Genomic DNA, 24,235 nt, shown 5'->3' on the forward strand with positions numbered 1-24,235 from the left:
GTCTACGATGGACGCTGTCGGATCGGCCGGCGCCACCGACACCCGACCGCGGTGTCCGTGCCCGGAACGACATCCAGCCAAGGAACGGACGCGTCGCCTCCGTGGTGAACGGCGACGACTCCTCCCGAGTTCGTCATGACACCCCAGAGCGCGGATCGCGTCCGCGGATCTTCGGGCCACCTGCGGTATGCCTCCGCAGCGAGGAGCGCGGCCGCCTCCCGATCCTGATCGAGCAGCGAGAGCGAAGTCGCCACGAGCGCCTCGACGCTCGCGTTCTCTGCGGCGACCTGCGCTTCGCCGCCTCGGATCGCTGCGAGGCTGCCACCGACGATGGCAGCCACGAGCAGCACTCCGGCGCCGCCGACAGCCCACCGGAGACGTCGGTTGCTCCGCTTCTCGCGGGCCGCCCGCTCGCCGAGCTCGCGCACCTCGTCCTGTTCGCGCTCGGCCGACGCGTCGAGCAGCTCTCGCTCCACTGCGGTGAGATCGGGCTGTGCCTCGTCCCGCCAGTCCAGCGCGGCATGCAACCGGGCTCCGCGGAGCAGATCCTCGTCCCGCCTGCCGGCGCCGCTCCACAGTTCGGCAGCGGTCGCCACCGTCGCGACGAGGCGCGCACCCTCGGCATCCTCCTCCAGCCAACCGTCCAGACGAGGCCACGCCGTGGCCACGGCTTCGTGGGCGACAGAGACCTCGTCGCCGTCGGTCGCGAGCAGACGCGCGGTCACGAGGCGATCGAGCACCCTGCGGCGAGCCGGATCCGCGACGAGCGGTGCCAGCTGAGCGGTGCGGCGCACCGACGCGCCGTCGACTCCGCGGTGAACGAGGCGCAGCATGAGGGATCGGCAGGCACCCGCATCCTCGTCGTCGAGCGACCGGTAAAGGCTCTCGGCCGACTGTGCGATGGCGCCGACGATCCCCCCGGATGCCTCATATCCGGCGACGGTGAGCGTGGCTCCCTCGCGCCGGATCCAGGTCTCGACCAGGGCGTGCGAGACATGGGGCAGCGTGCTGCGCCGGTCATCGGCATCCCTCACGACCAGCTCGACCAGTCCCGGTTCGAGGCGGAGACCAGCGCGCGTCGCGGGGTACTCGATCGCCTCGCGGAGTCCGGCGAGACTCAACGGCCCGATGGCATAGACCCCGCGGCCGATGAGCGTGCCGATATGAGGCAGCCCCGTCGCCCTGTCGAGGAAGTCGCTGCGAAGAGTCAAGACGACCGCCGACCCGGCTGCGAGGACGCCGGCGACCAGCGTGCACAGTTCCTCCCGCTCCTGCTCGGGGAGCTGGAACAGCGCTTCCGATTGGTCGACGACCACGATGTCGTCGGCGCCGCGCTGCTCGATGCGCGCCCGCAGGTGGGCGGCGGCCTCGCGCCCCGCAGTGACGACGGCGACGCGACGGCCTTCCGACGCGTGCGGGAGGAGACCGGCGAACACGAGGGACGACTTCCCCGATCCGGACGCGCCGACCACGGCGGTCAGCGTCCCCGGGCGCACGCGCTGCAGGAGGGTGTCGATATCGCCCTCCCGTCCGAAGAACTCGTCCGCGTCGACGATCGAGTAGGCCGCAAGGCCGCGGTATGGGCACGTATCGCTGACGCGATGCCGCGTCTTGACGAGCATGAGCGCGGGATCCTGCTGCAGCATCGACGATTCGAGTTCGCCCAGGCGTGGACCGATGTCGATGCCGAGTTCCTCCGCGAGCCGGACGCGCGCAGCGCGGACGGTGGCGAGCGCCTCCGCCTGCCGGCCGGCGCGGTAGTTCGCGATCGCGAGGATCGCCCAGCGATCCTCGCGAAGCGGTGCCGCGCGCACGAGGCGCTCCGCGTCGGCGATGACGGCGCGATGCTCGCCTTCCGCCAGTCGTGCTTCGAGCAGCTCCTCCTGGGCGCTGTCGCGGATCTCGATGAGGCGCTCGGCCTCCACCGCCGCAGGCTCCCAGTCCGCGAGTTCGGCGTAGGGCTCGCCGCGCCACAGTTCGAGCGCCCGCCGGTACGCATCGACCGCGCGATCGTGCTCGTCGTGCAGCGCATGCTGCCGAGCGCTCGAGACGAGGCGCTCGAATTCGAATGCATCGATCGTGGCCGGGTCGATGCCGAGGCTGTACTCGGAGCCCCGCGTCACGATGGCGGCGCTTCCGAGCCCGGCCCGGATGCGCGCGACGCAGGTCTTGACCTGCTGCGGCCACGTGCGCGGCGGGTCCTCGCCCCAGCACGCCTGCGCGAGATCGCCCGGCGCGACAGTCCGTCCCGCTCGCACGATGAGTGCGGCGAGCACCACCCGCTCCCGCGGGCTCAGGGTCTGCTCTGTCCCCGTGTCGAGCGGCCCCAGGACCCTGATGGCCATGGTTGCAGTGTGATCTCCGCCGATACGAGCGTCAACGGCATCCGCTCCGGATCAGTACCGGACCAGTACCGGGCGGGCACGATTCCGATACCGGATGCCGCGACGCTGTGTTCACGGCCCGGCGTATCACCGCACCGCGACCGCGACTCACATCACACAACCCTCGCCAACCCGGGCGAGCATCATGAAAGGAACGGCCATGGACGGGAGCACCCTGACCTTCACGGCCGACCGGCTCGATCGCGAGCGGGCGGCCGCCCTGGATCGCGAGAACGAGATTCTCCGCAGCATCGCCGATCGTGGCGCGACGATCACGCCGGAAAGCCCGGCGTCACGCGTCTCCACAGGCATCGGCTTGTGGTTCCGGCACCTCTTCACGAGGCCGCGGCAGCTGCGATTCTCCTGATTCCGTCGAGACCCGCCGCCCGGGAGTGCGGCGGGTCTCGCCGTGTCTGCGGTGGGGCGCACCGCCGGACTAGGCTCACGGCATGTCCGCTCCGCGCCCTGTCGAGATCGCCGTCCAAGACCCCGCAGGGGCCCGCTCCGCGATCGCGGCCGGGGCCGCCCGTCTCGAGCTGTGCCAGGCCCTCGACCTCGGCGGGCTGACGCCGTCGCTCGCCACCCTCGAAGCCGTGCTCGCGGCCGTCGACCCCGCGACTGTGAACGTGCTCGTACGCCCTCGCGGCGGCGGGTTCGTCTACGAGCCCGACGAGGTCGCGCTGGTGTGTGCCGACATCCGCGCGTGCGTCGAGCGCGGCGCGGGCGGCGTGGTCGTCGGCGCACTGACCTCGGCGGGCGGCCTCGACGTCGACGCACTGCGCAGATGGCGGGATGCCGCGGGCCCGGCGACGCTCGTGTTCCACCGCGCCGTCGACGCCGCCGCCGATCCGGCGGCCGTCTTCGACGCGCTGGTGGCCGAGGGTGTCGACCGCGTGCTCACCTCGGGCGGTGCTCCGCGCTCCATCGACGGGGTGGCCATGCTCGCCGCATTCGCGGCGCGCTCGGGAAGCGTCGAGGTCATGGCGGGCGGCGGCGTGCTGCCGGCCGACATCCCCGCACTGTTCGCGGCCGGTGTCGACGCGGTGCACCTGTCGGCGCGAGGGCGCGCGGGCCGCGATGCTCCGTCCGGTCCCGGCGGCGGCTCGGCGGGGCACGACGTCACCGACCCCGCCGTCGTTGCGGAGGCCGTCGCCGCGGCCGGCTGAGGCAACCGTCCCGCAGCCGTACACCGGATGATCGCCGCGGGGCCCGCGACGGTTCACCTCGCCGGGACACGGTCAGGGCGTGCGCGCCACGAACCGTGTGACCACAATCCTTGCGGCATCCGTTCTCCTCGTCGGGATCGCGGCCTCGGTCGGCTCTCCCGCCGGTGCGGCGGAATCGCGCCGAATCGTCGCGTCGACGGGCACGGTGTCGCTCGTCGAGGTCTCGCCGGCAGGCGTTCGGGGATCGGCTTCCGGGTTCTTCGAACTCGCGAATCCGGGGGATCGCCCGGTCGACCTCACGGGGTACGCGGTCTTCCGCTGCGACGACGAGGGTCTGCGCTCTCGCCCGTCGGATCCCGAGGCGGACCTGGGCGGAGTCGTCCTCGCGGCCGGGGAGCGGCGAGCGTTCCCCACACCCCGTCTCTCCGAGCGCGGGTACGGGCTCATCGTCGTCGCCCCGTCGGGCGGGATCGCCGACGCTCTGGCGGCGTACTCGGACGATCCCGTTCGGACGACGTCGGAATGCGGCGGGGGTGTCGAGCTGCCGGTGACCACAGCGGCGGCGCTCGGCGAGAGCTGGCAGCGCGCAGGGTCGTCCGACGACGGGCGCTGGGTGCGCGCCGTCGCGACCGCCGGGGAGCCGAACCGGCTTGCGAACGCCGCCGCCGAGCCGGTGCGGGTGTCCGAGATCGCCGCGGCGGGCCCGGCCGGGCGCGGCGACGACTTCATCGAGCTCGTGAACGACGGCACGGCGGTCGTGGACCTCGACGGCTGGCGGCTCTACCGCTGCACCGCCACCGGAGCGGTCCCGACCGAAGCGCTCCAGCACGTGTTCGGCGCGGGCGCCGCGCTGCCTCCGGGTGAGCGCCTGGTGATCGGAGGTCCCGGATTCGCGGAACACGCGGACATCCGCGTCGAGACGTCGCTGGCCGATCTCGTGCACGGTGCCCTCCTCGTCGACGCCGACGGACGTCGTGTCGACGGCGTCGGGGTGTCCTCGCGGGAGGACACCGCCTGCCAGACCGGACGCGACAAGCTGCCCTCGACGCTGGACTACCGCACGGGGCAGAGCTGGCAGCGGCAGGCCGACGGCGGCTTCGCGATCGCGAGTCGCACGCCGGGCGCACCGAACGCGGTTCGGACGGTCTCGGCATCCATCGCGCCGGCGTTCGGGTACGACGGCCCTCCGGGGGTGGCGGTGAGCGAGATCGCCACCGACCCCGAGCTCGACGGGATGCCCCGGCGCAACTTCGTCGAGCTCGCGAACTTCGGCGCGCGAGAGGTCGACATCTCCGGCTGGACGCTCGTCGCGTGCGGTGCCGACGGCTTCCGACGGTCGGACGACCTCGCCGTCGTGGCTTCGGGCACGGTGCTGGGTCCTGACGACACGTGGACGGCCGCCCTCCAAGGAACACCCGCGGCCGGTGCCGCCGACGCGGCGTACCCCGAGCCGCTCGAGCTCGCGGGAGCCGGCGTGTGGGTGCAGGACGCCGAGGGACACCGCGTCGACAGCGTCGGCATCTTCCACCGCAACGAGATGGACGACAGCGTGGACGTCCCGAGCCCGTGCACGAAAGGACTCGCGCTGTCGACCTTCGCCGTAGACCGGCTGCGCGGCGAGACGCTGCAGCGCACCGCGTTCACCGGCGATGACGCGAGTGACTTCGTCCCGGCCCCGGAGAGCCCGGGGGTGGTCGCCCCGCGCCGTGGGCTGTCTGCGGACGACGTGATCCGACACGCGCTCGACGACGCCCGATCGGACGCGGTCGATGCGGCCACGGGTGATGCGGCCGCGGGCCGGGCCGCGGCCATCGCGGTCGCGGTCGCGCCGGCGGACGGGGACGGCACCCCGCTGGAGGTGCAGGCGGCCCACGCCGGGTCCTGGCCCTCGCCGCTCACCAGCCGGACTGCGCCCGACGAGCGGGAGGTCTCCACCGCCGATCCGGCGGCTCGCGACGACGGGTACGACCTGCCCTATGTGCGGATGCGCGTGCGCCTGCCCGACGAGGGCGGGACCGTCTCGTGGCAAGGGCGCTCCGTCGGGCGGGCCGAAGTGCGGCTGTCGGTCTGGGTTCCTGCCGCCGCAACCGCGCGCCGCGCGGGTTGGCGCGCCCTCGACGAAGCCGCCGGCACGGCGACGGCGACGGATGCGGCCGCCACCGCACCGATCCGGCTGGAGGGCGTCGTGCGTGGCGAGGAGGTGGTCGGCGGCACGGTCGACCTGCTGGTGCAGGTGGTGCCGAGGACGGAGTCCGCGGCGCGCGACGCGGACGGACTCGCCGACCCCGCGGACTACGACCTCGCGCTCGGGCACATCACCGACACGCAGTACTACTCGGAGGCGTACCCCGAGGTGTACGCGGGCGAGGTGGCGTGGCTCGCCGAGAACGCCGGCGCGCGAAAGCTCGCCTTCGTCACCCACACCGGCGACCTGATCCAGAACTGGGTCGATCCGGCCCAGCCCGAGGATCGTGCCCGGCGGGAGTACGAGGTGGCGTCGCGGCTGCAGGGGGTGCTGGATGCGAACGGCATCGCCAACAGCGTGCTTCCGGGCAATCACGACAACAAGCGGGGCGTGAGCAACGACCTGTTCAACGAATACTTCGGGCCGGAGAGGTACCGGGACCAGCCGTGGTTCGGCGGTTCGCTCACGCCCGACGACAACAGCGCGAACTGGTCCTCGTTCGAGGCCGGCGGCGCACGGTTCGTCATGGTCTCGCTGCCTTACGCCTATGACGACCGGGAGATCGCGTGGGCCGAGGAGGTCATCGCCTCTCACCGGGACGCGAACATCGTCATCTCGACGCATGAGCACCTCACGCCGGCGACCGCCGAAGACGACGCGGAGCGTTCGACCACGTCGCGATGGGTCTCGCACGGCGACCGGCTGTGGGAGCGCGTCGTCGCGCCGAACCGCAATGTGGTCCTCGTGCTGTCCGGCCACTTCCACGGGCTCGGCGCGATCGTCACCGAGAACGCCGGGGGCATCCCGGGGCACACCGTGCTCGAGGCGCTCGCGGACTACCAGGAGTTCCGCACCCCGACGGGGGAGCGGGCGACGGGCTTCCAGCGGCTGCTGCAGGTCGATCTCGCCGCCGGCGTGCTGGCGGTGGACACCTTCTCTGTCCCGCTCGGTGCGACCGCGAGTCATCCCTATGACTACACGCAGTTCGTTCCCGACGACGGCGACGCCGCGACCCCGTCGAACGAGCGGCCATGGCGGATCCTTGCGCAGGGGCTCCAGCACCGCTACACCGAGGGTGACGACAAGTTCGCCGTGCCGCTGGCGCTGCAGTACGCGAAGGCGGTGGTGACCGATGCCGTCACCCTCGTGCGCGACTGAGGTATCAGGCCACGCGGGGATCGCCTCGGAAGCGGGAGGGGACGCGCGACCCCGCATTCCACTCAGAACAGAGGAGCTGTCATGAACGTCGAACCGTGGAGCACCGTCGGACCGGGATCGTCGTCGGCGATCGTCCCCGGCATCCAGTACCTCCTGCGAGCCCACGGCCATGCTGTGGCCGTCACCGGGACGTACGACCCCGCGACCACCGCAGCGGTCACGGCCTTCCAGACCGCGTATGCCGTACCCGCCGACGGCATCGTCGGACCCGTGACGTGGCCCAAGCTCGTCATCGCCGTGCAGCAGGGGTCGACCGGCGACGCGGTGCGCGCCGTCCAGCAGTTCGGGCTCGCGCGGTCCCCGGGGGAGCCTCCGCTCGTCGTGGACGGGAGCTTCGGCCCGATCACCAAGGAGCGGGTCGAGTTCTTCCAGGAGTCGTGGGGCCTCACCATCGACGGCGTCGCCGGCCGCGAGACCTGGTCGTTCTTCAGCACGTTCATGCCGGGCGACCGGCCGTGGGCGCTCGTGAAGCAGGGGTCGTCGCAGGCCACCAACTGGCGCGTCCTCGCCGCGCAGCACCTGCTGCGTGCGCACGGTGCGACCATCGCGGCCGACGGCGCGTTCGGCCCGCAGAGCGGTCAGGCCGTGAAGGCCTTCCAGCAGACGCTGCGCGCCGTCGAGATCTCGACGACGCTCGGACAACTCGACTGGCCGAGCCTCATCATCACCGTGAAGCAGGGCGACGGGCCCGCAGGCCCGAAGGGCGAGGCCGTGCGCGCCGTGCAGACGCTCCTCGCCGGGCTCACCGTCGACGGCGACTTCGGTCCGGCCACCGACGCCGCCGTCCGCGAGTTCCAGCAGCTGTTCGCCCCGCCGGTCGATGGGATCGTGGGCCCGGTCACCTGGCACACGCTGATGCTGCGGCTCTTCGAATGAGCGACGCGGGCCCGGGTGCCGCGACCACCGCGGGTGGCATCCGGGCTTGCCGGGCCGCGGCACTACGCTGAGAACGTGACGACCGGACGCGACGACGACGCCCTCACGTGGGACGGCGACGACGATCCCACGCTCGACCACGGCGGAACCGGCGAGCCGGAGGAGGAGCCCGAGACTGCGGCCGCGGCATCCCCGGCCGAACTCCCGAAGGGCTTCACCGCCGTCGGCAAGGGCAGCGAGACGCTCGGCTCCGCCGACGCGCCGGCGGCGGAATCGGTGCCCGAAGCGCCCACCGCCACCGCCCCCGACCGCCGGCCGATGGGCAACGGCGCTCTGATCGCGTTCGGCGTGCTCGGCGGCGTGTACGCCCTCTTCGCGATCGGCTGGCTCATCGGAGGCCTGCGCCTGCAGGGGAGGGCCCAGTACCTCGTGACCGACGTGATGTACCAGGGAAGCCTGTGGCTCGCCGTGCTGGCCCCCCTGCTGTGGTTCGCCACGACCCTGCTGCTGACCCGCGCCTCGCGCGCGTGGCTGCGGTTCACGTGGCTCGCGGCCGGGGTCGTGCTGCTGCTGCCCTGGCCTTTCGTGATGATCGGGGCTATCGGACAATGAGCGAGAACGCGATGGATGCTGCGCCTTCGGCCGCGAAGCGCGGCAAGACGCCCACGTGGCTCGTGGCGACGATCTCGGGCGCTGTGGGCCTGTTCTACGCCTACGCGGTCTGGAACGCGATCGGCAACCTCGTGATCACGCTTCAGACATTCGGGGGCGCGGGCGTCTCGCTCAACGCCCTCGGGTGGTTCATCTGGATCTTCGCCGCGGTGTTCCCGCTGCTCGTGTGGGGCGGAGCTTTCGCGATCGGCTACCGGCGCGCACCGCACGAGCTCCTCCTCGTGATGCTCACCGGCCTCGCGCTGGTAGCGGTGTTCTGGCTGAACGTGGTCGCGTACACCACGCTCAACTCCGCGTCCTTCCTGGGCTGAGCCTGCCGCAGGCCGTCATACGGTCGGGCGCTCCGCCGCGCGGGCGGTAGGCTGGCACAGGCCTCGCCCCCCGACGGCGTGCGGCGCGGCATCCGGTTCTGCTCCGCGCGTTCGCGCACCGCCCCACTAAGGAACACCCGTGCCGAAGCCTGTCGTCCTGATCGCCGAAGAGCTCTCTCCCGCCACGATCGATGCCCTGGGTCCTGACTTCGACGTGCGCAACGTCGACGGCACCGACCGCCCCGCACTTCTTTCGGCCCTTGCCGACGCCAACGCGGTGCTGATCCGCTCGGCGACGAAGATCGACGCCGAGGCGATCGCCGCCGCGCCCGTCCTCAAGGTCGTCGCCCGCGCCGGCGTCGGCCTCGACAACGTCGACATCAAGACGGCCACCACCGCCGGCGTCATGGTCGTCAATGCGCCGACCTCCAACATCATCTCGGCGGCGGAGCTCACGGTCGGTCACATCCTCAGCCTCGCGCGCCGCATTCCCGCCGCGCACGCGTCGCTCTCGGGCGGCGCGTGGAAGCGCAGCTCGTACACCGGCACCGAGCTCTTCGAGAAGACCGTCGGCATCATCGGTCTCGGCCGCATCGGCGCTCTGATCACGGCCCGCCTGCAGGCGTTCGATGTGCGCGTCATCGCCTACGACCCCTACGTCACGAGTGCCCGTGCACAGCAGCTCGGCGTGCAGCTGGTCACGCTCGACGAGCTGCTCGAGCAGAGCGACTTCGTCACGATCCACATGCCGAAGACCCCCGAGACCACGGGCATGATCGGCGCAGAGCAGTTCAAGATCATGAAGCCGACCGCGTACGTGGTGAACGTCGCGCGCGGCGGCCTCATCGATGAGGAGGCCCTCCACGCCGCCCTCACTGCCGGCGAGATCGCGGGCGCAGGCCTGGACGTCTTCACCTCGGAGCCCCCCGCGGAGGGCGGCACCGCTGCGGCACTGCTGGATCTTCCGAACGTCGTCGTCACCCCGCACCTCGGCGCCTCCACCGAAGAGGCGCAGGAGAAGGCGGGCGTCTCGGTCGCGAGGTCGGTGCGTCTCGCGCTCGGCGGCGAGCTCGTTCCGGACGCCGTGAACGTCGCGGGCGGCGTCATCGACCCGTATGTGCGCCCCGGCATCCCGCTCGTCGAGAAGCTCGGCCAGATCTTCTCGGCGCTCGCGAGGTCGCCGCTCACGAGCCTCGACGTCGAGGTGCACGGCGAGCTGCAGGGTTACGACGTCAGCGTTCTCAAGCTCGCCGCGCTGAAGGGCGTCTTCACGAACATCGTCAGCGAGACCGTGTCGTACGTGAACGCGCCGCTGCTCGCCGAACAGCGCGGCGTCGAGGTGCGCCTGCTCGTCGACGACGACAGCCCTGAGTACCGCAACGTCATCACCCTGCGCGGCGCCCTGTCGGACGGCTCGCAGCTCGCGATCTCGGGCACGCTCACCGGCCCGAAGCAGGTCGAGAAGCTCGTCGGCATCAACGACTACGCGATCGAGCTGCCGATCGAGACGAACCACGTCGTCATGCTGTACACCGATCGACCCGGCATCGTCGCGATCTACGGCCAGAAGTTTGGCGAGGCGGGCATCAACATCGCCGGCATGCAGATCGCGCGCCAGACGGCCGGCGGCCAGGCGCTGTCGGTCCTCACGGTCGACTCGCCGGTGCCCGACGCCCTGCTCGACGAGGTGAGCACCGCTATCCAGGCAGATCTGTTCCGCCAGATCGAGATCACCGAGTCCTGATTCCACGACGGATGCCGCGTCCCTGAGTCCTCGGCGAGGGCCGGGGCGGGGCATCCGTCGTTGCGTGCGGGCGAGACCCGGCGCAGGTCAGGGTCGCGCGGCGCGCTCCACCAGCGCGACCAGCGCGTCGAGCGCCTCGCCGCGAGGGACCGGACCGGGGATGGAGCCGCCCGCGAGGGCGTTGTTGAAGTAGAGGCCGTCGCTCACGAGCATCACGAGATCGAGCGCCGTGGCGTCCCTGGTGTGGGGTTGAAGCACGGCGGCCCAGTCTTCTCTGATGTGCCGCAGCGCGTCGCTCGCCGTCGCGTCGCCTCCCTGGGCCAGTCGCGACGTCGCGAGGATGGCTCGGTCGATCGGGTCGTTCGCCATGACCGACGTGTGCAGGAAGTAGGCGATCGGGCCCTCCGGCGCCGACGCCATCCTGTCGACGTCCGCCTGCACGAGCTCCCGCAGCCGGTCGATGAGCGCGGCTGCGAGAGCTTCCTTCGTGCCGAAGTGGTACAGCAGGCCGCCCTTGGAGACGCCCGCGGCCTTGGCGGTGGCGTCCATCGTCGCGGCTCGCTCGCCCTCCTCGATCAGGATCTGCTCGAAGGCGTCGAGCACCTTCTCGCGGGCGAGGGGAGGACGGCTCATGGCCTCGATCGTATCGACGGGTGTCTGAGCATTCTGTTACTATACCGGCTGGACGGTATAGAAATGATGACACTCACTCAAGAACTCTCGCTCGCCGACGCCCAGGGGCGGAAGGTCGGCTGGCGCGGCTGGGCGGCGCTGGTCGTGCTGATGCTGCCGGTGCTGCTCGTCTCGGTCGACAACACGGTGCTGAGCTTCGCGCTGCCGTCGATCGCGCTCGAACTGGGGCCGTCGAGCGCCCAGCAGCTGTGGATCATCGACGCATACCCGCTCGTGCTCGCGGGTCTGCTCGTCACGATGGGCACGCTCGGCGACCGGTTCGGACGGCGACGGATGCTGCTCATCGGCGCGACCGGCTTCGCCGCCGTGTCCGTGCTCGCGGCTTTCGCGCCGAGCGCCGTGTGGCTGATCGCGGCGCGCGCGGCGATGGGCGTGTTCGGCGCGATGCTGATGCCGTCGACGCTCTCGCTGCTGCGCAGCATCTTCACCGACCGCGATCAGCGGCGTCTCGCGATCGCGGTGTGGGCGTCGATGTTCTCCGCCGGTGCCGCACTCGGCCCGGTCGTCGGCGGACTGCTGCTCGAGCACTTCTCTTGGGGCTCGGTGTTCCTCCTCTCGGTCCCTGTGCTCATTCCGCTGCTGGTGCTGGCGCCGCTGCTCGTGCCGGAGAGTCGCGACCCCAAGCCGGGCCGCATCGACCCGCTCAGCATCGCGCTGTCGATGGCGACGATGATCCCGATCGTCTACGGCATCAAGGAGCTCGCGGTGCACGGGTTCACGGTCGCCGCGTGGCTGCCGATGCTCGTGGGCCTCGGCTTCGGCGTGCTCTTCGTGCGTCGCCAGCTGCGCGCCAAGACCCCGATGCTCGACATGCGGCTGTTCGGTCTCGGCACGTTCAGCGGCGCGCTGCTGGTGAACCTCCTCAGCGTGATCGCGCTGGTCGGCTTCCTCTTCTTCGTCGCGCAGCATCTGCAGCTCATCGTCGGGCTGTCGCCGATGCAGGCGGGTCTCGCGCTCGTGCCGGGCCTCGCGATGATGATCCTGGCGGGCCTCGCGGTGGTGCCGATCTCGAAGAAGTGGCCTGCCCGCATCGTGGTGCCGACGGCGCTGGTGTTCTCCGTCGCGGGCTATGTCGCGGTGGCGTTCGCGACCGGGCCCGACAGCATCGGCACGCTCGTGGCGGCGTTCATCTCGCTCGGGATCGGCATCGGCGCGGCCGAGACCGTGTCGAACGAGCTGGTGCTCTCGAGCGCACCGCCCGCGAAGGCGGGCGCCGCGAGCGCAGTGTCCGAGACCGCGTACGAGCTCGGCGCCGTTCTCGGCACGACGGTGCTGGGCGGCATCCTGACGGCTCTCTACCGCTCGAATCTCGTGGTACCGGACGGCGTCCCGGATGCCGCGGCCGCGGCCTCGTCTGAGACCCTGGCCGGTGCGGTGCACGCGGCCGGCCGGATCGGCGGGGCGACGGGCGACGCACTGTTCGAGGCGGCGGCCACCGCGTTCGACGCCGGCGTCACGGTCACTGCGCTCATCGGGGCGGCCCTCGTGGTCGTCGCGGGGGTCATCGCGGCCACTACCCTGGGAGGGTCCCGCCAGAAGTCGTAGGAGCACCATGTCGCGTGTCGTGAAGCTGGCCGTCATCCCGGGTGACGGCATCGGTCCGGAGGTCATCGCCGAAGCGGAGAAGGTGCTCGACGCCGCGACCGCGGGCAGCAGCATCCGTTTCGAGAAGACGCGGTACGCGCTGGGCGCCGCCCGCTATCTCGAAACGGGCGACACGCTCACCGACGACGACCTTGACGCGATCAAGACGCACGATGCGATCCTCCTGGGAGCCGTCGGAGGACTGCCCGGCGACCCGCGGCTGAAGAACGCGAACATCGAGCGCGGGCTGCTGCTGAAGCTGCGCTTCGAGCTGGACCACTACGTCAACCTGCGCCCGTCGAAGCTGTACCCGGGAGTGCCGGGACCGCTGGCCGAGCCGGGCGACATCGACTTCGTCGTCGTCCGCGAAGGCACCGAGGGGCCGTACGTCGGCAACGGCGGGTCGATCCGCACCGGCACGCCGCACGAGGTGGCGAACGAGACCTCGGTGAACACCGCCTTCGGCGTCGAGCGGGTGGTGCGCTATGCATTCGACCTGGCCGAGCGGCGCCGCAAGAAGCTCACCCTCGTGCACAAGACGAACGTGCTCGTCCACGCCGGCGGGATCTGGAAGCGCCTCGTCGACGAGGTGGCGCTGGAGCACCCTGACGTCGCCGTAGACTATCTGCACGTCGACGCGGCAACCATCTTCCTGGTCACGAACCCGGGCCGCTTCGACGTGATCGTCACCGACAACCTCTTCGGCGACATCCTGACAGACCTGGCCGGCGCCGTCACCGGTGGCATCGGCCTCGCAGCCTCGGGCAACATCAACCCCGACGGCGCGTTCCCTTCGATGTTCGAGCCCGTGCACGGATCGGCGCCCGACATCGCAGGACAGCAGAAGGCCGATCCCACGGCCGCGATCCTCTCCGTCTCGCTACTGCTCGATCACCTCGGGCTCACCGAAGAGGCACAGCGCGTCACCACGGCTGTCGAAACGGACATCGCGAACCGGGGCACCGCATCGCGCAGCACTGCGCAGATCGGCGACGCCATCGCCGGCCGGCTCCCGGCGTAACCTGGAACCGGCAAGCGCCTCTCCATCCAGCGGCTCGACCGCACGAAAGCACAGGCTCGTCATGACCCTCATCGATTCCGATCCCGACACCGGACTCGCACCTCTCGAGTTCACCGTCAACCGCAACCTCCAGGCGAAGAGCGCCGCAGAGCGCGAGCAGATCCTCGCCAACCCCGGCTTCGGCACGAGCTTCACCGACCACATGGTCGACATCTGCTGGTCGGTCGGCGGCGGATGGCACCGACCGCGCGTCCAGCCGTACGGCCCGCTGACGCTCGATCCCGCCGCGGCGGTGCTTCACTACGGGCAGGAGATCTTCGAGGGCATCAAGGCCTATCGCCACGCGGACGGCTCCATCCACACCTTCCGCCCCGACCAGAACGGCCGTCGCCTGCAGCGCTCCGCGCGTCGCCTCGCGCTGCCCGAGCTGCCGGTCTCGTACTTCATCCAGTCGCTGCGCGAGCTCATCGCCGTCGACGCTGCGTGGGTGCCCTCCGGCGACGATCAGAGCCTGTACCTGCGCCCGTTCATGTTCGCCAAGGAGGCGTTCCTGGGCGTCCGTCCCGCCCACAAGGTCGGCTACTACGTCATCGCCTCGCCCGCCGGCGCTTACTTCAAGGGCGGCGTGCAGCCGGTCTCGATCTGGCTCAGCGAGGACTACGCCCGCGCCGGCAAGGGCGGCACGGGTGCGGCCAAGACGGGCGGCAACTACGCTGCGAGCCTGCTGCCGCAGTCCGAGGCGTACGAGAACGAGTGCGACCAGGTCGTCTTCCTCGACCAGGACCGCAACGTCGAGGAGCTCGGCGGCATGAACGTGGTGTTCGTCTACAAGGACGGCACCATCGTCACCCCGCAGTCCGATTCGATCCTCGAGGGCATCACGCGCGACTCGATCCTGCAGCTCGCGGCCGACCGCGGCCACAAGGTCGAGGGTCGTGCGGTCTCGTTCGACGAGTGGCGGCAGGGCGTCGCGTCCGGCGACATCGTCGAGGTGTTCGCCTGCGGCACGGCAGCCGTGGTCACCCCGATCGGCGTACTCAAGGGCAAGGACTTCCTCGACGAGCAGCCGACCGGCTCGCTCGCCCTGTCGCTGCGCGAGGAGCTCACCGACATCCAGTACGGCCGCCGCGAAGACAAGCACAACTGGCTCGTGCGCCTCGACGGCTGACCCGCGCGCACACCCGGTCTTGTGGAGCGGACGGATGCTGCGGCATCCGTCCGCTTCATCGTTCCGGTGCCCCCCGGGCCGGCGTCGGCTCTTCTCGCTAGGCTGAGCGGGTGAGGATCGCGCGCTTCAGCCACAACGACGCCATCAGATTCGGGATCGTCGACGAGGGCGAGCTGGTCGTCCTCGCGGGCGACCCGATGTTCGCCGGGTACGAGACCACCGGAGAGCGTGTGCCGCTCGCCGACGTCGCGCTGCTGGCGCCGGTGATCCCCCGGTCCAAGATCGTGGCGGTCGGCCGCAACTACCGCGATCACGCGGCGGAGATGGGCAACGACGTGCCGACATCGCCGATGCTGTTCTTCAAGCCGAACACCTCGGTGATCGGTCCGGGCGACGCCGTCGTGCTGCCCAAGGGGTCCGACTTCATCAGCTTCGAAGGCGAGCTCGCCGCCGTCATCGGCCGCATCGCCAAGAACGTCTCGGCCGAGAACGCGCTGGACTACGTGTTCGGCTACACCATCGCGAACGACCTCACGGCGCGCGACTGGCAGAAGTCGGACGGCCAGTGGGCGCGCGCCAAGGGCTTCGACACGTCGTGCCCGCTGGGCCCCGCGATCGAGACCGACTTCGACGTGAACGGCCCGGCCGTCATCACGACCCGGCTCAACGGCGAGGTCCGCCAGCAGGGGCCGATCAGCGACATGATCTTCTCGCTCGCCGATGTCATCGCCTTCGCCTCGGCCGCCTTCACGCTTCTGCCGGGCGACGTCATCCTCACGGGCACCCCCGCCGGGGTCGGCCAGATCAGCGCGGGCGACACCGTCGAGGTCGAGATCACCGGGCTCGGGACGCTCCGCAATCCCGCCCGCGATGCCTGAGACCGGATCAGAACCGGCGGTCGACCTCGCGCCGAGCGCTCAAGAGGTCGTGCGCGTCCAGCGACGCACCGTGTGGGTCCTGTCGGGCGGGCAGGTGCTCGGCGGGCTCGCGTTCGGTGCGACCCTGTCGCTGGGTGCGGTGCTGGCGGCCGAATTGTCCGGCGAGGACGCGTTCTCGGGGCTTGCGGCCGCCGCCGTCACCTTCGGCACGGCGTTGACGGCGGTGCCCCTCGCAGCGATCGCCCGCCGCCGCGGCCGCAGGCTGTCACTCACCACGGGGATGGCAGTCGCACTCATCGGAGTGGGCCTCGTCATCTTCGCGGTCGCGCTGCGATCGTTCCCGCTGCTGCTCGCGGGATTCCTCATCATCGGCTCGGGGCAGGCCGCGAACCTGCAGTCCCGCTTCGCCGCGGCGGATCTCGCGACGGATGCCTCCCGCGGCCGTGACCTGTCGATCGTGGTGTGGGCGACCACCGTAGGGGCCGTCCTCGGCCCGAACCTCACAGGTCCCGGCGAGCTGATCGGCGGGGCCATCGGAATGCCGCCGCTGACAGGTGCGTACCTGTTCACGATCGTCGCGCAGGGGCTCGCCATCGTCCTGTACCTCGTCGCGATGCGACCCGACCCGCTGCTGCTCGCGCAGCGCGTCGTGGCCTCCGCGAAGGCGGGCAGCCGAGCGATCGCCAAAGCCGACCGGCCCGTGGCCGCGCGCTACGCGATCTTCGCGGTCGCTGCGGCCCACGGCACGATGGTCTCGGTCATGGCCATGACCCCCGTGCACCTGGCGCACCTGACGCACGAGGCGTCGGAGGCAGCGACGCTGTCGATCATCGGTCTCACGATCAGCCTCCACATCGCCGGCATGTACGTGCTCTCACCGGTCTTCGGCATCCTCGCCGACAAGATGGGGCGCGTGCCGACGATCCTCGTGGGTCAGGCGCTGCTCGCCGCCGCGCTGTTGACGGCCTCCTTCGGCCAGGCCTCGACGACTGCGGTGACCGTCGCGCTGGTGCTGCTGGGGCTCGGGTGGAGCGCGTCGACGGTCGCCGGCTCCACTCTGCTCACCGAGTCGTCATCTGAGGAGCTGCGCACCAGGCGGCAGGGTATCAGCGACTTCACGATGAGCATCGTCGGCGGCGTCGGCGCGATCATCGCCGGCGCACTGCTCGGCTGGATCGGCTACGGCGGGCTCGCACTCGTCGTGATGGTGCTCGTCGCCGCCTCGGTGCTGCTGTCGCCACTCGGCTGGCGGGCGTCGACAGCTGCGACGCCGGAAGCCGTGTCGGGCGCCTGAGCGCAGCTCGGCACGATCCTCAGAACCGCGTCTCGACGAGGTCGGTCACGATCGCGGCCTCGAGATCCTCCACGGAGTCCACCACCGGCACGAGGCGCCACTTGTCGAGCATCGTGCACGGGTGCGAGAGTCCGAACACCACGAGATCGCCCATGGCCAGCGGCGAGTCGGCTCCGATGCGCACGAAGCCGTGCTGATCGCTGAGCTTGGTCGTCTCGGCGCCGGGAAGCGGCATCCGCTCGCCGTCGCTCGTGATCGCGTACAGCGGCGTCGGCAGTCCCTCGTCGTACGGGAAGTCGCGCTTGCCGGCATCGACGATCGCGGTGTCGGCGTCCAGCCGCGACACCACTCGTGCGACCCCGCGCGCCGCGGGGCGGAGCCCCGATCCCTCGAACGGCGAGTTCTGCCGGTAGTAGCCGTGGTCGTGCACGATGTACGCGCCCGAGCGAAGTACGAAACGCGCGCCGTCGCCCCCCACCGATGCCGCGGCGAACGCCGTGCCGACGACGTCCGGGTAGGCACTGCCGCCGGCCGACACCAGTACGTCGCCGTCATCGTAGAGCGGGCCGACGGCGTCATGGACGGCGAGCAGCTCGTCGATGTACGCCCCCGCCGACGCCAGCGCCTCCGCGCCGCGCCCGTGCGCGACCGAGCCCTCGTACCCGGTGATGCCGGCAAGGCGCACCGCCGGCGAGGCCGCCGCGCGCTCGGCCACCGCGACCGCCGCCGTCAGCGAGCGGGCGCCGGTGCGGCCGCCCGGGCGGCCCACATCCACGAGAACCTCGAGCGGCCGCTCCACCGGGCCGAGGGCGCGCTCGATCGCCTCGATCCCGGCGACATCGTCGACCCAGCTCCACACCCGGGTGCCGCGCGCGACGACGTCGGCGGTCCAGCGGATCGCCCCCGGTTGCACCAGTTGGTTGGCGAGCATGATCGCCGGAATGCCGGCATCCACCGCCACGCGCAGCTGCGAGGGGTTCGCCACCGTGATGCCGGTGGCGCCCGCATCGAGCTGCCGATGCCACAGCTGCGGCGCCATCGTGGTCTTTCCGTGCGGCATGAGCTCGAGCCCGCGCGCGGCCACCCAGCCTGCGAGGAATGCGATGTTGTCGTCGAGCACGCTGTCGTCGAGCACGACGAGGGGTGTCCACAGGTCGGCGAGCCGCGGCTCACGCGTCAGGAATTCGGCGACGGTCAGGCCCGCGGCATCCGACGGCAGTCCCTTGTCGGCCCCGCCGAGCACGCGATCGGCGATGCCGCGCTGCGCGGCCGGCATCACTCGCTCGGCAGCACGGCGACGACGTCGATCTCGACGAGGATGTCGTACAGGTCGGAGCCGACCGTGGTGCGCACCGGGTACGGCTCGGTGAAGAACTCGGCGTAGGCGCGGTTGTAGTCGGCGAAGTCGCGCTTGAGGTGCTGCAGGTGGGCCGTGACCTTGACGACGTCGTCGAAGGAGGCGCCCCTGGCGGCGAGCACGCTGCCGACGTTGCGCAGCACCTGCTGTGTCTGCTCGTAGACACCGCCCGGCACGACCTCACCCGTCGCGGGGTCCTGCGGGCCGAAGCCGGCGGTGAAGAGCAGACCCGCGGCGGCGACGCCGTGGCTGTAGGGACCGGCGGGCTTCGGAGCGTTCTCGATGAGGACGGCTTGCTTGGTCATGTGGTTCCTTTCGAGGGAGAGGGGGAACGGCGAAGTCCTCGCCCGGCGAGCGCGCCAGTGAGCTCTCCGTCGCGCAGCGCGTGCGTGCCGTTGACGAAGACGTCGTCGATGCCGCGTGCGAGCCGCTGCGGGTCGTCGTAGGTGGCGGCATCGGCGACGGTCGCCGGGTCCACGATCGCGATGTCCGCGACCGCGCCAGGACGCAGGATGCCGCGATCGACGAGTCCGAACCGTTCGGCGGTGTGCGCGGCGAGGTGGACGGCGGCACCGTCCCACGTGAACGAGCGTCCGACGTAGGTGCCGAGGAACCGGCCGAACGCGCCCCACGCGCGGGGGTGGGGCACAGCCCCGATGAAGATGCCGTCGGAGCCGCCGGTGTGCCCCGGATGCGCGAACAGCTGCGCCAGGTTCTCGATCGCGCGCTCGTCGCGCACCGCCATCACCGCGTTGACCTCCATCCGCCCCGCGACGAGGAGGTCGAGCGTCGCCTCTTCGACCGAGGTCTGCCGACGGTCGGCGATCTCGGCGAGGGTCCGCCCGGGCGCCCAGGCCCAGTCCGTCGCGGGCGTATGCCCGACGCGGATCATCGAGGGCCAGTCGGGTCCGAGGCTCGGCTTGTGTGCCACGGTCGGGAACCATTCGTCGAGCAGACGGGCACGCTCGGCGGGATCCGACAGCCGCGCGATCGCGTCGTCGACGGCCAGCGCGCTGTACTGCGGGGGCAGCACCGCCATCGAGACGAGCGTGCAGCCGCGCGTGTACGGGTACATGTCGAAGGAGAGGTCGGCTCCGGATGCCGCGGCCCCGGCCAGCAGGCGCTCGGCGTCATCGGCGTCCACGTGAAGATGCGAGACGTGTCCGCGCACGCCGTCGTGCGCCGCGCCGGGCGCGCAGATCGCGACGACCTCTTCGAGGCCGGCCGCAGTGTTGGTCTCGTACCCGCCGCGCATGTGCGTCACGTAGAGCCCGCCCGCGGCGGCCAGGGGAGCGCACAGTTGCGCGAGTTCGTCCGTGCCGGCGAAGATGCCGGGCACGTAGTCCAGCCCGGTCGACAGCCCGAGCGCGCCGGACCCCAGCCCGTCGGCCACGAGGCGCTGCATGTGCGCGAGCTGCCCGGCATCCGCTGGTCCCCTCGCCATGCCCATGACCGCATGGCGCACGGTGCCGGCAGGGACGAGGTACCCGACGTTGAGGGGCGTGGTGCCGTCGTAGGTGCGGAGCAGCTCTGCGACGCCGCCGCCCGTGTAGGTCGGATGTGGGCCGTTGATCGCCGCGAAGTACCGGCTCGCCCAGACGCCGTCGCCGGGGGCGTACGAGACGCCGTCCTGGCCGCCGATCACGGTCGTGATTCCTTGGCGCAGGAGTGCGAGCTGCACGTCGGGCCGGAAGACGGTCCCGTCCGCGTGTGCGTGCGCGTCGATGAAGCCCGGCATCACGAGGCGGCCGCGGCAGTCGACGACGTCATCACCTTCCCGTGCCGGGATGTCGCCGATCACGCCGATCCGATCGCCGAGGATCTCGACGTCCGCTTCGCGGGCGTCGCCTCCCGTGCCGTCGACCACGGTACCGCCGCGCAGCACCGTGCGGTCGGGGTGGGCGGTCATGCGGCCTCCGTCGTGCGGGGCCCGGCTGACCCGCGTTGGCAGTCTACGCAGTCGCCCGGATGCCCCGAGGGCGTGCCGTCAGTGACCCAGCGCCGCGAGGGCGAGGTCGACGTCGTCTTCGTCATTGAACACGTGGAAAGCGACGCGTGCGCGGCCCGATCGACCGGATGCCGTGATCCCAGCCGCGGTCAGGCGCGCGAGGTCGCACCCCTCCGGGTCGTCCCACGTGACGATCGCCGATGCGCGCTCCGGTGGTGCGAGGCCGAGGCCGGTTCGGAAAGCCGCAGCGAGCCCGGTCGCGTGCTCGTGGAGCTCGGCCGGATCCAGCGAGGCGAAGAGGTCGAGCGCCGGGGCGGCCCCGACGAAGGCCTGCCATGCCGGCGACACGTCGAAGCGGCGCGCGTCAGGTGCGAACTCGACCTCCGCGCCGTAGCACGACGACCACGGGTCGTCCCCGGCGTACCATCCGGCGTTGAGCGGCGTCATGCGCGCTGCCAGACGGTCCGATACGGTCAGGAACGACACGCCCCGCGGCGCGCACAGCCACTTGTACGCGTGGCATACGACGGCATCGAAGACGGATGCCTCCACGCGCAGCCAGCCGACGGCCTGGGTCGCGTCGCACAGCGTGAGCGCATCGTGCGCGGCCGCCGCCGCGGCGATCGCCGCGGCATCCGCCACCTCCCCGGTTGCCGACTGCACCACGGAGAACGCGACCAGTGCCGTGGTCGGACGCACGTGCGCGGCCAGCTCGTCCAGCGGCGCGGTGCGCACGGCGAGCCCGCGGCCGGCGTGGACGAACGGCAGCACGAGTGACGAGAACTCGCCCTCGGGCGCGAGCACCTCGGCGCCGTGAGGGAGTGCGGAAGCCACCATTCCCGCCGCGACCGAGGTCTGCGAGCCGATGGCCACCCGTTCGGCGCCCACGCCGACCAGCGATGCGAAGAGCGCCCGCGAGTGCTCGACCGCCGCGCAGTAGGCGGCGAGGTCGGGGCGGCCCGAGGCGGAGGCGTCGAGGTCGGTCAGTACGGCGAGCCGTGTCGCCCGGCTCGGCAGGCCCACCGTGCACGCTGCGAGATAGTCGCGGCCGCCGGCGAACTCGCGCCGCGCTGCGTCGAGAGCGGAGGAAGGCGCGGTCGCGGGCATGGATCCAGAGTGGACGGCGCCGAATGCTCGCGTCTACGGCAGGTGTTCCATGCTGGACATAACAGAAGCTTATGATTCAGGCATGACCGATGCGTGGGACGACGACCCGGGCTTCGACGCGCGCGAACTCCGCGTCGTGAAGGCGATCGCGGATGAAGGGTCCATCACAGGTGCCGCCCTCGCCCTCGGCTACAGCCAGCCCGCGGTGAGCCAGCAGCTCAAGCGCCTCGAGCACAGGCTCGGCGTCGCGATCGTCGAACGTGTCGGTCGCACCGTCCGCCTCACCGACGCCGGCCGCATCCTCGCGCGGCACGCTCCCGCAGTGACGACGGCTCTGGATGCCGCCGCCGGCGAGCTCGCGGAGCTCCGCGGTCTCCGGGCCGCGCGCGTGCGGCTCGTGGGCTTCCCGTCCGCCTCGCCCACGATCGTGCCGCGCCTGCTCGCGGACCTGGCGCAGCGGCATCCGGGAATCTCCCTCACCTACGTCGAGGCGGAGCCCCCGGAGGCCGTCGAGGCCGTGCGCGAAGACCGGACCGACATCGCCCTCACCTTCAGCTACCCGGGCGACCGCGACGATCCGCACGGCTCGAGCGCCCGGGGCCTCGCTGTGCAGACGGTCGGTGCCGACGAGCTGCTCGCGGTGCTTCCCGCTGAGCACCCGGCGGCGACCTCGGAGATCATCGACGTCGCGACACTTGCGGACGACGACTGGATCGCCGGTTGTCCGCGCTGCCGGGGTCACCTGCTCGAGCTGTGCGGGCGCGCCGGATTCGCGCCGCGCATCGCGTTCGAGACCGACAACTTCGTCGCCGTCGAGGGACTCGTCGCACAGGGCATCGGCGTCGCGACGCTGCCACGGATGGCGGTGGAGTCGTTCCCGCAGCTGCCGGGGGTGGCGGTGGTGCCGCTGCCGGCGGGGGAGCAGCGCCGTATCCACACCGTCACCGCGCGCGGCGCAGAGCGCGTGCCGGCTGTCCGGGCGACGCTGAACGCCCTGGCTCGGCTCATCTCCGAGCCCCTGGCCGAGCCTGGTTCGGCGGCATCCCGCAACTAGACTCAGGGGTGATGTCTTCTTCGCCTGATCCCCGCACCACGACCGCCACCGGCACCGACGTCCGCGTCCGGTTCTGCCCCTCGCCGACCGGTCTTCCGCACGTCGGACTCATCCGCACGGTGCTGTTCAACTGGGCGTACGCGCGTCACACCGGCGGCAAGCTCGTGTTCCGCATCGAAGACACCGATGCGGCGCGTGACAGCGAGGAGAGCTACCAGCAGCTTCTCGACGCCCTCCGCTGGCTCAAGATCGACTGGGACGAGGGAGTCGAGGTCGGCGGTCCGCATGCCCCGTACCGCCAGTCGCAGCGCCACCACATCTACCGCGAGGTGCTCGACAAGCTCATCGCCGCCGGAGCCGTGTACGAGAGCTACTCGACCGCTGAGGAGATCGACGCCCGCAACGAGGCGAACGGCCGTGCGAAGCAGCTCGGCTACGACAACTACGACCGCGACCTCACCGACGAGCAGAAGGCGGCCTTCCGCGGCGAGGGCCGCGAGCCCGCGTGGCGCCTGCGGGTCCCCGACGAGGACCTCACCTACGTCGACCTGATCCGCGGCGAGGTGACCTTCCCGGCGGGTTCCTTCCCCGACTTCGTCCTCGTGCGTGCCGGCGGCGTGCCGCTGTACCCGTTCGTGAACCCCGTAGACGACGCGCTCATGGGCATCACCCACGTCATCCGCGGCGAGGACCTCATGCCGTCGACCGCCCGTCAGCTCGCCCTCTACAGCGCATTGGTCGATGCCGGCGTCACGACGTTCATCCCGCGCTTCGCCCACATGCCGCTGGTGCTCGGCGAGGAGGGTAACAAGAAGCTCTCCAAGCGCGACCCGAAGGCCGACCTGTTCCTGCAGCGCGAAAAGGGCTTCATCCACGAGGGCCTGCTCAACTACCTCGCCCTCCTCGGCTGGTCGATCGGCCCCGACCGCGACGTCTTCTCGCTCGAGGAGCTCGTGGCGGCGTTCGACATCGTCGACGTCAACCCGAATCCGGCCCGCTTCGACCAGAAGAAGGCGGAGTCGATCAACGGCGATCACATCCGGATGCTGCAGCCCGGAGACTTCGCCGATCGCCTGGTGCCGTACCTGGCCGCGGCCGGAGTGGTCGCCGAGAACCCGACGCCGGCGCAGGAGGCCATCCTCGTCGCCGCCGCGCCGCTCGTGCAGGAGCGCATGCAGCTGCTCGGCGATGCGCCGGGACTGCTCGGCTTCCTGTTCTCGGACACGGTCGCCTACCAGGAAGACGCCCTCGCGTCGCTGCCGGCGAACGCGAACGAGGTTCTGGTCGCCTCGGTCGGCGCCCTTGAGCTCGTGCCCGGCACCGAATTCACCGCCGGCGCGGTGCAGGACGCCCTCGCCGGCGCGCTGATCTCGCCCGCGGAGGAGGGTGGCCTCGGCCTCAAGCCCCGCATCGCCTACGGCCCGCTGCGCGTCGCTCTGAGCGGCCGTCGGGTGTCGCCGCCGCTGTTCGAATCGATGGAGCTGCTCGGCAAGTCCGAGTCGATCCGCCGTCTCGGAGCACTGCTCGACGCGCGCGGGTGACGGCTCGGTTTGGAGCACGTGCCGGCGTCGCGTA

20 protein-coding genes are annotated in these 24,235 nt (G+C 71.2%); 14 read left to right on the forward strand and 6 right to left on the reverse strand.

The window, feature by feature from the left end; translation table 11 throughout:
* Window positions 1-2: 2 nt before the first annotated feature.
* Window positions 3-2,345, reverse strand: coding sequence for a BTAD domain-containing putative transcriptional regulator (locus J2Y46_RS12190; protein ID WP_310242624.1), 2,343 nt, complete (start codon window positions 2,343-2,345; stop codon window positions 3-5).
* A gap of 199 nt (window positions 2,346-2,544) precedes the next feature.
* Here J2Y46_RS12190 and J2Y46_RS12195 point away from each other — a divergent pair, with 199 nt between their 5' ends.
* From J2Y46_RS12195 to serA, 7 genes are all read left to right on the forward strand, one after another.
* Window positions 2,545-2,751, forward strand: a complete 207-nt coding sequence (locus J2Y46_RS12195; RefSeq protein WP_045297951.1) for a hypothetical protein — start codon at window positions 2,545-2,547, stop codon at window positions 2,749-2,751.
* Window positions 2,752-2,833: 82 nt separating this feature from the next.
* Window positions 2,834-3,550 (forward strand): copper homeostasis protein CutC, encoded by a 717-nt coding sequence (locus J2Y46_RS12200; RefSeq protein WP_045297950.1) that lies wholly within the window; start codon window positions 2,834-2,836, stop codon window positions 3,548-3,550.
* Between the two features lie 79 nt (window positions 3,551-3,629).
* On the forward strand, window positions 3,630-6,893 hold the full coding sequence (locus tag J2Y46_RS12205) for a lamin tail domain-containing protein (protein WP_084695510.1): 3,264 nt from the start codon (window positions 3,630-3,632) through the stop codon (window positions 6,891-6,893).
* Between the two features lie 81 nt (window positions 6,894-6,974).
* Window positions 6,975-7,829 carry a peptidoglycan-binding protein gene (locus tag J2Y46_RS12210; protein ID WP_310242629.1) on the forward strand — a complete coding sequence of 285 codons (855 nt, stop codon included), beginning with the start codon at window positions 6,975-6,977 and terminating at the stop codon, window positions 7,827-7,829.
* 75 nt (window positions 7,830-7,904) lie between these two features.
* On the forward strand, window positions 7,905-8,441 hold the full coding sequence (locus tag J2Y46_RS12215; RefSeq protein ID WP_045297949.1) for a hypothetical protein: 537 nt from the start codon (window positions 7,905-7,907) through the stop codon (window positions 8,439-8,441).
* Window positions 8,438-8,812, forward strand: coding sequence for a hypothetical protein (locus tag J2Y46_RS12220; protein ID WP_045297948.1), 375 nt, complete (start codon window positions 8,438-8,440; stop codon window positions 8,810-8,812). Before J2Y46_RS12215 ends, J2Y46_RS12220 begins: the two co-directional genes overlap by 4 nt.
* A 139-nt stretch (window positions 8,813-8,951) precedes the next feature.
* Complete coding sequence (gene serA, locus J2Y46_RS12225) at window positions 8,952-10,556, forward strand: phosphoglycerate dehydrogenase (protein WP_045297947.1); 1,605 nt, start codon at window positions 8,952-8,954, stop codon at window positions 10,554-10,556.
* 87 nt (window positions 10,557-10,643) lie between these two features.
* On the opposite strand, the gene J2Y46_RS12230 is transcribed toward serA, so the two are convergent.
* Complete coding sequence (locus tag J2Y46_RS12230) at window positions 10,644-11,189, reverse strand: TetR/AcrR family transcriptional regulator (RefSeq protein ID WP_045297946.1); 546 nt, start codon at window positions 11,187-11,189, stop codon at window positions 10,644-10,646.
* 63 nt (window positions 11,190-11,252) lie between these two features.
* Here J2Y46_RS12230 and J2Y46_RS12235 point away from each other — a divergent pair, with 63 nt between their 5' ends.
* The 5 genes from J2Y46_RS12235 to J2Y46_RS12255 all read left to right on the forward strand — a co-directional run bounded on the left by J2Y46_RS12235 (window position 11,253) and on the right by J2Y46_RS12255 (window position 17,194).
* Entirely contained in the window at window positions 11,253-12,794 is a 1,542-nt protein-coding gene (locus J2Y46_RS12235; protein WP_396653182.1) for an MFS transporter, read from the forward strand.
* 7 nt (window positions 12,795-12,801) lie between these two features.
* Window positions 12,802-13,854: a 3-isopropylmalate dehydrogenase gene (locus tag J2Y46_RS12240; RefSeq protein WP_045297945.1), complete on the forward strand. Its 1,053-nt coding sequence runs from the start codon at window positions 12,802-12,804 to the stop codon at window positions 13,852-13,854.
* A 61-nt stretch (window positions 13,855-13,915) separates the two neighbouring features.
* Entirely contained in the window at window positions 13,916-15,022 is a 1,107-nt protein-coding gene (locus J2Y46_RS12245; protein WP_045297944.1) for a branched-chain amino acid aminotransferase, read from the forward strand.
* A gap of 110 nt (window positions 15,023-15,132) precedes the next feature.
* Window positions 15,133-15,900, forward strand: a complete 768-nt coding sequence (locus J2Y46_RS12250; RefSeq protein WP_045297943.1) for a fumarylacetoacetate hydrolase family protein — start codon at window positions 15,133-15,135, stop codon at window positions 15,898-15,900.
* The gene (locus J2Y46_RS12255) at window positions 15,893-17,194 is read left to right on the forward strand and encodes an MFS transporter (RefSeq protein ID WP_045297942.1); all 1,302 of its coding nucleotides are present in this window, start codon (window positions 15,893-15,895) and stop codon (window positions 17,192-17,194) included. The genes J2Y46_RS12250 and J2Y46_RS12255 overlap by 8 nt, the downstream gene beginning before the upstream one ends.
* A 19-nt stretch (window positions 17,195-17,213) precedes the next feature.
* Here J2Y46_RS12255 and J2Y46_RS12260 read toward each other — a convergent pair whose 3' ends face one another.
* The 4 genes from J2Y46_RS12260 to J2Y46_RS12275 form a co-directional block, all read right to left on the reverse strand.
* A complete protein-coding gene (locus tag J2Y46_RS12260; RefSeq protein WP_045297941.1) occupies window positions 17,214-18,470 on the reverse strand; it encodes an alanine racemase in 1,257 nt (418 codons plus the stop codon).
* Window positions 18,470-18,856: a RidA family protein gene (locus tag J2Y46_RS12265; RefSeq protein WP_045297940.1), complete on the reverse strand. Its 387-nt coding sequence runs from the start codon at window positions 18,854-18,856 to the stop codon at window positions 18,470-18,472. Before J2Y46_RS12265 ends, J2Y46_RS12260 begins: the two co-directional genes overlap by 1 nt.
* Window positions 18,853-20,460 (reverse strand): amidohydrolase family protein, encoded by a 1,608-nt coding sequence (locus J2Y46_RS12270; protein WP_045297939.1) that lies wholly within the window; start codon window positions 20,458-20,460, stop codon window positions 18,853-18,855. The genes J2Y46_RS12265 and J2Y46_RS12270 overlap by 4 nt, the downstream gene beginning before the upstream one ends.
* Window positions 20,461-20,538: 78 nt before the next feature.
* Window positions 20,539-21,606 carry an aminotransferase class V-fold PLP-dependent enzyme gene (locus J2Y46_RS12275; protein WP_045297938.1) on the reverse strand — a complete coding sequence of 356 codons (1,068 nt, stop codon included), beginning with the start codon at window positions 21,604-21,606 and terminating at the stop codon, window positions 20,539-20,541.
* Window positions 21,607-21,688: 82 nt separating this feature from the next.
* Between J2Y46_RS12275 and J2Y46_RS12280 the strand changes: the two genes are divergently transcribed.
* Together J2Y46_RS12280 and gltX are read left to right on the forward strand one after the other, a co-directional pair.
* Window positions 21,689-22,660: a LysR family transcriptional regulator gene (locus tag J2Y46_RS12280; protein WP_045297937.1), complete on the forward strand. Its 972-nt coding sequence runs from the start codon at window positions 21,689-21,691 to the stop codon at window positions 22,658-22,660.
* Window positions 22,661-22,671: 11 nt separating this feature from the next.
* A complete protein-coding gene (gene gltX / locus J2Y46_RS12285) occupies window positions 22,672-24,201 on the forward strand; it encodes a glutamate--tRNA ligase (protein WP_045297936.1) in 1,530 nt (509 codons plus the stop codon).
* The last annotated feature ends 34 nt before the right edge of the window (window positions 24,202-24,235 follow it).

It is taken from the genome of Microbacterium sp. BE35 (assembly GCF_031457705.1).
Lineage (GTDB): Bacteria > Actinomycetota > Actinomycetes > Actinomycetales > Microbacteriaceae > Microbacterium > Microbacterium trichothecenolyticum.

What these genes read in the sequence shown, in the direction of transcription:
- J2Y46_RS12240 (WP_045297945.1), top strand. Translation starts at nt 12,802, where the DNA reads ATGTCGCGTGTCGTGAAGCTGGCCGTCATCCCGGGTGACGGCATCGGT.
- J2Y46_RS12230 (WP_045297946.1), bottom strand. Translation starts at nt 11,189, where the DNA reads ATGAGCCGTCCTCCCCTCGCCCGCGAGAAGGTGCTCGACGCCTTCGAG.
- J2Y46_RS12280 (WP_045297937.1), top strand. Translation starts at nt 21,689, where the DNA reads ATGACCGATGCGTGGGACGACGACCCGGGCTTCGACGCGCGCGAACTC.
- J2Y46_RS12265 (WP_045297940.1), bottom strand. Translation starts at nt 18,856, where the DNA reads ATGACCAAGCAAGCCGTCCTCATCGAGAACGCTCCGAAGCCCGCCGGT.
- J2Y46_RS12190 (WP_310242624.1), bottom strand. Translation starts at nt 2,345, where the DNA reads ATGGCCATCAGGGTCCTGGGGCCGCTCGACACGGGGACAGAGCAGACC.
- J2Y46_RS12245 (WP_045297944.1), top strand. Translation starts at nt 13,916, where the DNA reads ATGACCCTCATCGATTCCGATCCCGACACCGGACTCGCACCTCTCGAG.
- J2Y46_RS12220 (WP_045297948.1), top strand. Translation starts at nt 8,438, where the DNA reads ATGAGCGAGAACGCGATGGATGCTGCGCCTTCGGCCGCGAAGCGCGGC.
- J2Y46_RS12235 (WP_396653182.1), top strand. Translation starts at nt 11,253, where the DNA reads ATGATGACACTCACTCAAGAACTCTCGCTCGCCGACGCCCAGGGGCGG.
- J2Y46_RS12255 (WP_045297942.1), top strand. Translation starts at nt 15,893, where the DNA reads ATGCCTGAGACCGGATCAGAACCGGCGGTCGACCTCGCGCCGAGCGCT.
- J2Y46_RS12195 (WP_045297951.1), top strand. Translation starts at nt 2,545, where the DNA reads ATGGACGGGAGCACCCTGACCTTCACGGCCGACCGGCTCGATCGCGAG.
- J2Y46_RS12200 (WP_045297950.1), top strand. Translation starts at nt 2,834, where the DNA reads ATGTCCGCTCCGCGCCCTGTCGAGATCGCCGTCCAAGACCCCGCAGGG.
- J2Y46_RS12210 (WP_310242629.1), top strand. Translation starts at nt 6,975, where the DNA reads ATGAACGTCGAACCGTGGAGCACCGTCGGACCGGGATCGTCGTCGGCG.
- J2Y46_RS12270 (WP_045297939.1), bottom strand. Translation starts at nt 20,460, where the DNA reads ATGACCGCCCACCCCGACCGCACGGTGCTGCGCGGCGGTACCGTGGTC.
- gltX (WP_045297936.1), top strand. Translation starts at nt 22,672, where the DNA reads ATGTCTTCTTCGCCTGATCCCCGCACCACGACCGCCACCGGCACCGAC.
- J2Y46_RS12275 (WP_045297938.1), bottom strand. Translation starts at nt 21,606, where the DNA reads ATGCCCGCGACCGCGCCTTCCTCCGCTCTCGACGCAGCGCGGCGCGAG.
- J2Y46_RS12260 (WP_045297941.1), bottom strand. Translation starts at nt 18,470, where the DNA reads ATGCCGGCCGCGCAGCGCGGCATCGCCGATCGCGTGCTCGGCGGGGCC.